The sequence below is a fragment of the Herbaspirillum sp. UBA812 genome, from assembly GCF_002296545.1.
Lineage (GTDB): Bacteria > Pseudomonadota > Gammaproteobacteria > Burkholderiales > Burkholderiaceae_D > Herbaspirillum > Herbaspirillum huttiense.
The window spans coordinates 769-9430 of the sequence record NZ_DBIC01000351.1 but is presented as its reverse complement, the minus strand read 5'-3'; the positions used below and the strand labels follow the sequence as shown (position 1 = coordinate 9430).

Sequence of the window (8662 nt, the reverse complement as noted above, 5' to 3'; positions counted from 1 at the left end):
TGATTGCGGGCGCGCTGTGGCTGGCCAAGCCCATGCTGCTGGGCATGGGCAATTACAACCTGATCGTGTTCTTCGTGCTGCTCATCGGCGTGTGCGTGGCCGGCGGTATTCCCATCGCGTTTGCTTTCGGTACGGCCACCATGGCCTATCTCGCATTGGCCACTACGGCACCGCTGATGATCGTGGTCAGCCGCATGGATGAGGGCATGTCCAGCCTGATCCTGCTGTCGGTGCCGTTGTTCGTACTGCTGGGCTCCTTGCTGGAAATGTCGGGCCTGGCCAAGACCCTGATCGACTTCATGGCCGCGCTGCTGGGCCACGTGCGCGGCGGCCTGCAATACGTGCTGCTGGGGGCGATGTTCCTGGTCTCCGGCATCTCCGGTTCCAAAGCAGCCGACATGGCAGCGATTGCCCCGGCGCTGTTCCCCGAGATGAAGAAGCGCGGTTCCAAGCCGGAAGAACTGGTGGCCTTGCTGTCCTCCTCCGGTGCCATGACCGAAACCATTCCGCCGAGCCTGGTGCTCATCACCATCGGTGCGGTCTGCAGCGTGTCGATCACGGCGCTGTTCATTGGCGGCCTGATGCCGGCCGCCATTGCCACCATCGCCATTGCGGTTGTGTGCTGGATGCGTGCGCGCCGCGAGCCGATGCCGGATGTGAAGCGTGCGCCGGTCTCGCTGATCGTCAAGACCTTGATTGCGGCCATTCCGGCACTGGCGCTGCCGATGCTCATCCGCGTGGCCGTCATCGAAGGCGTCGCCACGGCCACCGAAGTGGCCACCATCGGCGTTGCCTATACGGTGGTGGTCGGGCTGATCATGCACCTGTTCCTGAAGCACCTGAACTTCAAACGGCTCTATCCCATGCTGATCGAATCGGCGGCCTTGTCGGGCGCCATCCTGCTCATCATCGGCATGGCCACCGCGATGGCCTGGGCGCTCACGCAATCGGGCTTCTCGGCCAAGCTGGTGGCGCTGATGCAGGGCGTGCCGGGCGGCGGTGCCGGGTTCCTGCTGATCACCATCGTCATCTTCATCGTGCTGGGCAGCCTGCTGGAAGGCATTCCCGCCATCGTGCTGTTCGGGCCGCTGCTGTTCCCGGTGGCGCGTTCACTGGGCGTGCATGACGTGCACTACGCGATGGTGGTGATCCTGGCCATGGGCATCGGCCTGTTCGCACCGCCTTTCGGAGTCGGCTTCTATGCCGCCTGCGCCATCGGCAAGGTCTCGCCGGATGGCGTCTTCAACCGGGTCTGGGGCTACCTGGCGGCGCTGGTGGTGGCGCTGCTGGTGGTGGCCTTCGTGCCCTGGATTTCCATCGGTTTCCTCTGATCCCCGCATGAGTCTTGCGAGCGATCGGGAAGCTTCCTTGATTGACCTGCCAACGACGAATTAAAAACGGCGGCCCTACCTCCTTGCGGGGCCGCCCACATCCACGGAGACAATATGAATCGCAATGATAGCGGCGCCCGCGTGGCGCTCGTGACGGGCGGAGCCATGGGCATCGGCGCCAGCATTTCCGCACAACTGGCCGCCAGGGGGCACACCGTCCTGGTGGCCGACATCAACCTGGAAGCGGCGTCCAAGACCGCCGATGCGCTGGTCGCTGCCGGCCATCGCGCAGCCGCGCTGCAGATGGATCTGGGCAGCCCGGAGGCGATTGCCCAGGCCTTCGCCCACATCGAGAAGGATTACGGACGCTGTGACGTGCTGGTCAACAATGCGGGCGTGGCGCGCACCTATTCCTTCCTGGACTATCCCCTCGACAACTGGCTGCAGACCATGAACGTCAACGTGACCGGCGTGCTGCTGGCGGGCCAGCATGCGGCGCGGCTGATGGTCAGCAAAGGCTGGGGGCGCATCGTCAACATCTCTTCCATCTCGGGCATCCGCGCCGGTGCCGGCCGCACGGCCTATGGCACCTCGAAGGCGGCGGTCATCGGGCTCACGCGCCAGATGGCCATCGAGCTGGCGCAGTACGGCATCACCGTCAACAGTGTCGCACCCGGTCCGGTCGACACGCCCATGACCCAGGCCATGCATTCAGAGCAGACGCGCGAGAGCTACTACCGCCTGGTCCCGATGCGCCGCTATGGCACCACCGATGAAATCGCCTCGGCGGTGTGCTATCTGGCGGCGGAGGAATCGGCCTACATCACCGGCCACGTGATTCCGGTCGATGGCGGCTTCGTTGCCGGTGGCGTGCTGGAAATCTGAGAGGACATTGATGGACAAGCTCATGCAAGACAAGGCCATCATCGTCACCGGCGCCGGTTCGGTGGGCGAGGGCTGGGGCAACGGCAAGGCCGCTGCCGTGCTGTATGCGCGCGAGGGCGGCCGGGTGCTGGCGGTAGATCGCAGCATCGAAGCGGCATTGGAGACCCAGGAGATCATCCGCCGCGAAGGCGGCGTGTGTGAAGTGCTGGCGGCGGATGTCTCGCGCAGCGCCGATGTGAAAGCCATTGCGGAGGCGGCCATGTCGCATTTCGGGCGGGTCGACGTCTTGCACAACAACGTCGGTATCGCCGAAGTCGGTGGCCCGGTGGAGACCAGCGAAGAAAGCTGGAACAGGCTGGTGGCGGTCAACCAGACCAGCCTGTTCCTGACGCACAAGTACGTGTTGCCCATCATGGAAAAGCAGAGGAAGGGAGCCATCGTCAACATCTCCTCGATGGCGGCTTTACGCTGGATCGGTTTTCCCTACCTGGGCTATACGGCCACCAAGGCGGCGATCCTGGCCTTCACCAAGAACGTGGCGATGCAGTATGCGCCCATGGGCATCCGCGCCAATTGCGTGCTGCCTGGCATGATGGACACGCCCATGATCCGCGAGCCGCTCAAGGCTTCCTATGGGGGCGACATCGAGGAGATGCGCGCCAAGCGCAATGCGCAATGTCCGATGGGCTTCATGGGGGATGCGTGGGACGTGGCGCATGCCTCGCTGTTCCTCGCTTCCGACAACGCGCGCTACATCACGGGGCTGGACATGATCGTCGATGGCGGGCTGTCGCTGCGCTGTGTCGGCTGAGTGCCGCTTGTTGAACCTTGTTTGTTGACCGCGGCCAGGCGGGCGTGGAAGCCGACCTGCTGCGGTTTGATGCCCGGACGTGCAAGAACGTCCGGGCTTTTTTCATCGTCCCGGCAATGATGAAACTTGTCTCCCGGAGGAAATTCGCATATCTTGTTTGCTTGTTTAGACAAAAATTGTCATGAAAGTGGATTAAGAATGCTGCTCGAATTCGGATTCAAGAACTTCTTGTCCTTCAAGGAAGGGACGTCGGTTTCCTTCAAGCTGGATTCCAAGACGCCGGAAACGGTCCGTTCAGGACGCGACTTCGCGACAGTCATGTGCGTCAAGGGGGCCAATGGCAGCGGCAAGACGCATCTCCTGAAAGCGCTCGCCTTTGTCGGCAGTTTTGCCTCCAGTTCATTCAGCGAAAATCCTGACGCCGAGATTGCAATCGATCCCTTTTTCTCGTCAAAAAAGCCCACCGAGTTTTACGTCGAATTTCGCACGGAGGAGGCGCAGTACTTGTACGAACTGTCGGTGACCAGGAAGAAGGTGGTGCGTGAAGCGCTCTATGAGACGGTCAAGCGCAAGACCTTGTTGTTCGAGCGTCTTGGCGACGAGGTGCATCCGGTGAAGCGCCTCCATTACCTGTCTTCCATCAAGATCCGTTCCAATGCATCAGTGATCTCCATTTCAAATCAGCACGGAGGCGATGCGCTCAAGGGCGTGCACCAATTCTTCAGCCGCATCCGCTTCAATGTCACGCAGTCCGGATTCTCGACACGCGGAAGGATTTTTGACTCCAACACGGTGTCACGATTCTTTGTCGATCAACCTGCCTATCTGCGGCAGGCAGTGCAATTCCTGCAGGAGTGCGACGTCGGCATTTCCGATATCACCATCTCTGTCGAGGAAAGCGTCGACAAGGAAAAGCGCTATTTTCCGGTCTTCCATCACAAGGTGGGCAACAAGACCGAAATGGTCACACCCAGCACCGAATCGAGCGGAACGCTTTATCTTTACCGCCTGATGCTGGCGTATTTTCTCACCATTGCCGAGGGCAGCGTCCTGGTGCTGGATGAATTCGATATCTACCTGCACCCCCATATCCTGCCCAAGATCTTGCGCCTTTTCCTCGATGAGGAAATCAATGGCCATGGCGCGCAGTTCCTCTTCAGTGCCCACAACTCGGAAATTCTCGATATCTGCGGCAAGTATCGGACCTATCTGGTCAACAAGGAAAACAACGCCAGTTATGCTTACCGGCTCGATGAGATCCCCGGAGAAATGCTCCGCAACGATCGATCCATCATTCCTGTGTATAACGAAGGCAGAGTAGGGGGAGTCCCGCGCTTATGACGAGGTTCAAGAATCAGGCCAAGCAGAATTTCCTGCGTCGATACCGACGTGCAGCATTGAGCATCCTTCAGACAGCTTGTCAGCGCGTTGCAAATTCAACTTCTCGTATTTCGAGCATCAGGCTGCGGGCCAGGATTTCAGCCAGTGGTCCAGGGAGCAGCTGGTGGCTTTCATGCAGAAGCTCAAGGAGTTCACCAGGGAGTCACTGGACTATTGGACCAGGCAACCCGTTGGCAAGACCGGAAGCGTGTTGTCCTTGTATGGCGGCTTTCCGGCGCGGTCCGAATTCGTCCATCCCAAGCATGTGCCGCACGAGGCATGTTGGGCGCGCTTCCGGCTGGATTGGTCTTCACGGCTTTGCGGCTTTGTCATTCCCAAGGCGTATGCGGGCAAGCAGCACAACGGCTACGCATTCTGCGCCAACACCTTCTACGTCGTCTTCCTTGATGACCATCACAAGTTCTATCTGAGCAAAGATCGCGGTTATTGATTGCGAGCTGGGCCTAGCCGGTCTGCATCTTCCCCCACACCTCCACCGCCGTCTCCGCAAACGTCCGTATGCAGGGATTGGTATTCTCCCGGTTCCAGATCACCGCCACCTCCACCGTCGGCGCACCGATGAGCGGCTTGAAGACCGTGGTGTCCAGATGCATGGCCTGCATCGAGGTCGGCACCAGGGCCACGCCCAGGCCTTCACCGACCAGGTTGACGATGGTCTGCTGCAGGTTGGTCTCCAGCACGATGCGCGGACGGAAACCATGCAGCTGGCAATGCTGCTGGATCAGGTCATACACCACCGGCGCAATCGGACGCGGAATGCTGATGAAGGCATCCTCGGCCAGCTCGGCAGCCGAGATGTCGGGCTTGTGCGCCAGCCGGTGCCCGCGCGGCAGCACCGCCAGCAAAGGTTCGGCATAGATGGTGTGGCTGTCGAGCCGGCGGCAATCCTGCGGGCGATACATGATGCCCACGTCGATCTTCTCATCCTCGAGGTCGGTGGCCAGCAGGTTGGGCACGTATTCGCTCAGGCGCATGTCCACCTCCGGATAGGCCGCCGAATAATGGCGCGTCACCGCCGGCAGGATGTTGTAGGCCGAGGACATCATGAACCCCACCTTCAGCGCACCGCTCTGCCCGGTGCTGGACGAGGCCGCATTGCGCTTGGCCCGCTCCAGTGCCTTGAAAATTTCTGTGGTGTCGCGATAAAAATATTTGCCCGCTGACGTCAGCTGGATGGCGCGTTTGCTGCGGTCGAACAATTGCGCGCCCAACTCCCTCTCCAGCGCCGCAATCTGCCGTGTCAGCGGCGGTTGCGAGATATGCAGCAACTCTGCCGCGCGTCCGAAATGCAGGGTTTCTGCTACGGTGCGGAAATAGGTGAGGTGTCTCAATTCGATCATTTGATACCTTCAAGGTATTGATTCTGTCTGTACATTGTATTGGAAGTCATGGATCGGACTGGCTATTCTTTGCCGCAGACGTGCCGTTGCGACACGTCTCCGGGCCCGCCAGAGGCGGGTTCCCGCGCATAAAGAACCGGTCCCGAGGGAAGCCGGCTCGATAAAAAAAGCAGTCCAAGACAGGAGACCATCATGCCGACCACCCCGGTAGCGCAGCCCTTGCCTGACAGTGACGTTTGCCTCACCCCCGTACCCCCTTCGGCTTCCCCGCGCCATGCCCCGCGCTATCGCGACATCGGCCAGCTCGCTGCCGGTGACGAGCTGATGCGCGACCTGGTCGAGCGCGGCAAGCGCCTGATCGATCGCGGCATTCCCGTGCTGATCCTGGGCGAGACCGGTACCGGCAAGGAATACCTCGCGCGCGCCCTGCATGACTACAGTGCGCGCCGCCGCGCCAGCTGGATCGCCATCAACTGCGCCTCCATCCCCGAGAGCCTGGCCGAAAGCGAATTGTTCGGCTACTGCAAGGGGGCCTTCTCCGGTGCGCTGCCCGGCGGCATGAAAGGCAAAGTCCAGCAGGCCGATGGCGGCACGCTCTTCCTCGATGAAATCGGTGACATGCCCTTTGCGCTGCAGACACGCCTCCTGCGCGTGCTCTCCGAGCGCGAAGTGATTCCGCTGGGGGCATTGCGTCCGGTACCGGTGGACGTGCAACTGATCTGCGCCACGCACCAGGACCTCAAGACCCTGGTCGCCGAAGGCCGCTTCCGGGAAGACCTGTATTACCGCATCGCCGGTGGCGTACTACGTCTGCCGGCCCTGCGCGACCGCAGCGACCGGCCCGCGCTGGTGATGCAGATGATCGCCGATGAGCTTGGCCATGCGGCCGATGAGCTTGGCCATGCGGCCGATGAGTGCATGCTGGATCCCGCCGCCCTGCAGCGCCTGCTGGCCTATCCCTGGCCGGGCAACCTGCGCCAGCTGCATGCGGTAATCCGCTATAGCTGTGCCGTCATGAATGACGGCCGCATCACCCTGCGTGACCTGCCGGAAGAACTGATGCAGTTCCAGCCCGTGACACTGGCCCAGGTGCTGCCGCTGCACCGTCCGGCATCGCGCATGGCAGCCGAGGGCAGCAGCCAGGCCAATGCCGCCGATCCAGGGCGCGATGAACGCACCCGCGTCATCGAAGCTTTGAACGGCAGCCGCTGGAACATCTCCGCCGCCTCGCGGCAACTGGGCATGTGCCGGGCCTCGCTGTACCGCAAGCTGCGCCAGCTGGAGATCCCCCATGTGAGGGATCAGGCCATGCCTGCGCATGCCGCCTATGCGGTTGCCTGAAACGATATAAATCATTTTCGCAGCATCTGGTGCGGGGTAAGAGCGTTCCCCCGGCGCGCTTGCCAGCATTAAATTTCTGTTAATGCTCGTGCGTTTGTCATTCACTTGAAATAAATGCCCGCTACCCTCAGCCAGTCAAAAAGGGACAAGCGAAGGTGCCGGTCTCGGCACCATGATCAGGCGGGTGGGGATTGCGTAAGCCGTTATCGTTCGAGCCGCAAGGGCTGCTGACCAGACTGCTCGCGGGCAGGGGCGTGTCGGCGGGGATGGTGCTGCTCGCCGCCGGCGCGTTGTCGCTGCTGTGGTATTTCACGCTGATCCGCATCGAGAATGAAAAACAGCTGGCCATCGCCGGCTCGGTAGCCGACAGCCGCAACGTTGCCGCCATTGTCTCGGCCAATCTGGATGAAGTGCTGGGCAAGACCCTGCTGTATTCGCGCATCGGGCAGTCCATGCTCAATGGCGAACAATCGTCCTCGGCGTATTTCAATCCGCTCTTCAATGGCGACTCGGCCTACCTGCGCGTGGCCATGTTCGATGCGCGCGGACGGCTGGTCTATTCCTCGGCACGCCAGAAGAGCGAGCCGGAACTGAGCCGTCTCATCAATGCCGGTTTCATGAGTACGCTCACCAGTACCGGCGAACAGAACCAGATGATCATCAAGCCGCCCCTGAACCGCGACGGCTACAGCTGGCGCGTGCCGCTGCTCATTCCGCTGCAGGATGGCAAGGGATCGCTGCAGGGATTTTTCGCCGCCATTCTCGATCTGGGCTATTTCCTCAAGACCTATGAAGAGGTCAGCGTCGATGGTGCCAGCCGCATCGAGATCATCAACACCGCCGGGCTGCAGCTGGCCGAGCTGGCCGGGGGCATCCTCTCGGGCGGCTCCAACTACGCCGGCCAGGAGTACGCCACCTTCCTGCTGACCGGCAAGGGCGATGGGCTCATCCATGCACTGCGTCCGGGCGACGCCGCCCAGCACGTGGGTGTACAGCGCCGGCTGGCGCACTATCCGCTGGCGGTGGTGGTCAGCCGCGACCAGCAGGTATTGCTGGGCAAGCTGTGGCCGGCGCACCGGCAGTATTACCTGCAGGCGATCCTGATTTCGCTGCTGGTGGTGGTGCTCTCGGGCGGCCTGATCGCGATGGCGCACCGTCGCCGTTTCCTGTACGAGCAACTGCTGTATTCCGAGCGCGAGAAGAGCGGCCTGATCCAGCAGCTGGAACAGGAAAAGAGCCGCGCCTACCAGCTCGCCTCGCACGATTACCTGACCGGCATCCCCAACCGCATGCTGTTCTACGAACTGGCCGCCACCGAACTCTCGCGGGCGCGGCGCAGCCGCAACCTGTATGCGCTGTTCTTCCTCGATCTCGACAAGTTCAAGCTCATCAACGACACGCTCGGCCATGCCGTGGGCGATGCCCTGCTGCAGGAAGTGGCACGCCGCCTGCGCGCGGCCGTGCGCGAATACGATCTGGTGGCGCGCCTGGGCGGCGATGAATTCGTGGTGCTGGTGTCCGAGATCCGCAGCGAGGAAGTGGTCGCCGAAATC

8 protein-coding genes are annotated in these 8662 nt (G+C 61.6%); 7 read left to right on the top strand and 1 reads right to left on the bottom strand.

Annotated elements, in window-relative coordinates; translation table 11 throughout:
* From B3873_RS23585 to B3873_RS23565, 5 genes are all read left to right on the top strand, one after another.
* The coding region (locus tag B3873_RS23585) for a TRAP transporter large permease (RefSeq protein ID WP_286869360.1) at window positions 1–1331 on the top strand (1331 nt) is incomplete at its 5' end.
* Window positions 1332–1445: 114 nt separating this feature from the next.
* Window positions 1446–2216, top strand: coding sequence for an SDR family NAD(P)-dependent oxidoreductase (locus tag B3873_RS23580; RefSeq protein ID WP_209582392.1), 771 nt, complete (start codon window positions 1446–1448; stop codon window positions 2214–2216).
* Between the two features lie 10 nt (window positions 2217–2226).
* Window positions 2227–3027 (top strand): SDR family NAD(P)-dependent oxidoreductase, encoded by an 801-nt coding sequence (locus B3873_RS23575; RefSeq protein WP_039786949.1) that lies wholly within the window; start codon window positions 2227–2229, stop codon window positions 3025–3027.
* A 198-nt stretch (window positions 3028–3225) separates the two neighbouring features.
* Window positions 3226–4368 (top strand): AAA family ATPase, encoded by a 1143-nt coding sequence (locus tag B3873_RS23570; RefSeq protein ID WP_286869358.1) that lies wholly within the window; start codon window positions 3226–3228, stop codon window positions 4366–4368.
* 172 nt (window positions 4369–4540) lie between these two features.
* Window positions 4541–4858 carry a hypothetical protein gene (locus B3873_RS23565; RefSeq protein ID WP_286869357.1) on the top strand — a complete coding sequence of 106 codons (318 nt, stop codon included), beginning with the start codon at window positions 4541–4543 and terminating at the stop codon, window positions 4856–4858.
* A gap of 13 nt (window positions 4859–4871) precedes the next feature.
* Here B3873_RS23565 and B3873_RS23560 read toward each other — a convergent pair whose 3' ends face one another.
* Window positions 4872–5768: a LysR family transcriptional regulator gene (locus tag B3873_RS23560; RefSeq protein WP_286869355.1), complete on the bottom strand. Its 897-nt coding sequence runs from the start codon at window positions 5766–5768 to the stop codon at window positions 4872–4874.
* A gap of 192 nt (window positions 5769–5960) precedes the next feature.
* Here B3873_RS23560 and B3873_RS23555 point away from each other — a divergent pair, with 192 nt between their 5' ends.
* Together B3873_RS23555 and B3873_RS23550 are read left to right on the top strand one after the other, a co-directional pair.
* Window positions 5961–7109 carry a sigma-54-dependent Fis family transcriptional regulator gene (locus tag B3873_RS23555; protein ID WP_286869354.1) on the top strand — a complete coding sequence of 383 codons (1149 nt, stop codon included), beginning with the start codon at window positions 5961–5963 and terminating at the stop codon, window positions 7107–7109.
* 266 nt (window positions 7110–7375) lie between these two features.
* Window positions 7376–8662, top strand: a 1287-nt coding sequence (locus B3873_RS23550; RefSeq protein ID WP_414651569.1) for a diguanylate cyclase domain-containing protein, incomplete at its 3' end; no start/stop codon positions are given.

What these genes read in the sequence shown, in the direction of transcription:
- B3873_RS23580 (WP_209582392.1), top strand. Translation starts at nt 1,446, where the DNA reads ATGAATCGCAATGATAGCGGCGCCCGCGTGGCGCTCGTGACGGGCGGA.
- B3873_RS23575 (WP_039786949.1), top strand. Translation starts at nt 2,227, where the DNA reads ATGGACAAGCTCATGCAAGACAAGGCCATCATCGTCACCGGCGCCGGT.
- B3873_RS23570 (WP_286869358.1), top strand. Translation starts at nt 3,226, where the DNA reads ATGCTGCTCGAATTCGGATTCAAGAACTTCTTGTCCTTCAAGGAAGGG.
- B3873_RS23565 (WP_286869357.1), top strand. Translation starts at nt 4,541, where the DNA reads ATGCAGAAGCTCAAGGAGTTCACCAGGGAGTCACTGGACTATTGGACC.
- B3873_RS23560 (WP_286869355.1), bottom strand. Translation starts at nt 5,768, where the DNA reads ATGATCGAATTGAGACACCTCACCTATTTCCGCACCGTAGCAGAAACC.
- B3873_RS23555 (WP_286869354.1), top strand. Translation starts at nt 5,961, where the DNA reads ATGCCGACCACCCCGGTAGCGCAGCCCTTGCCTGACAGTGACGTTTGC.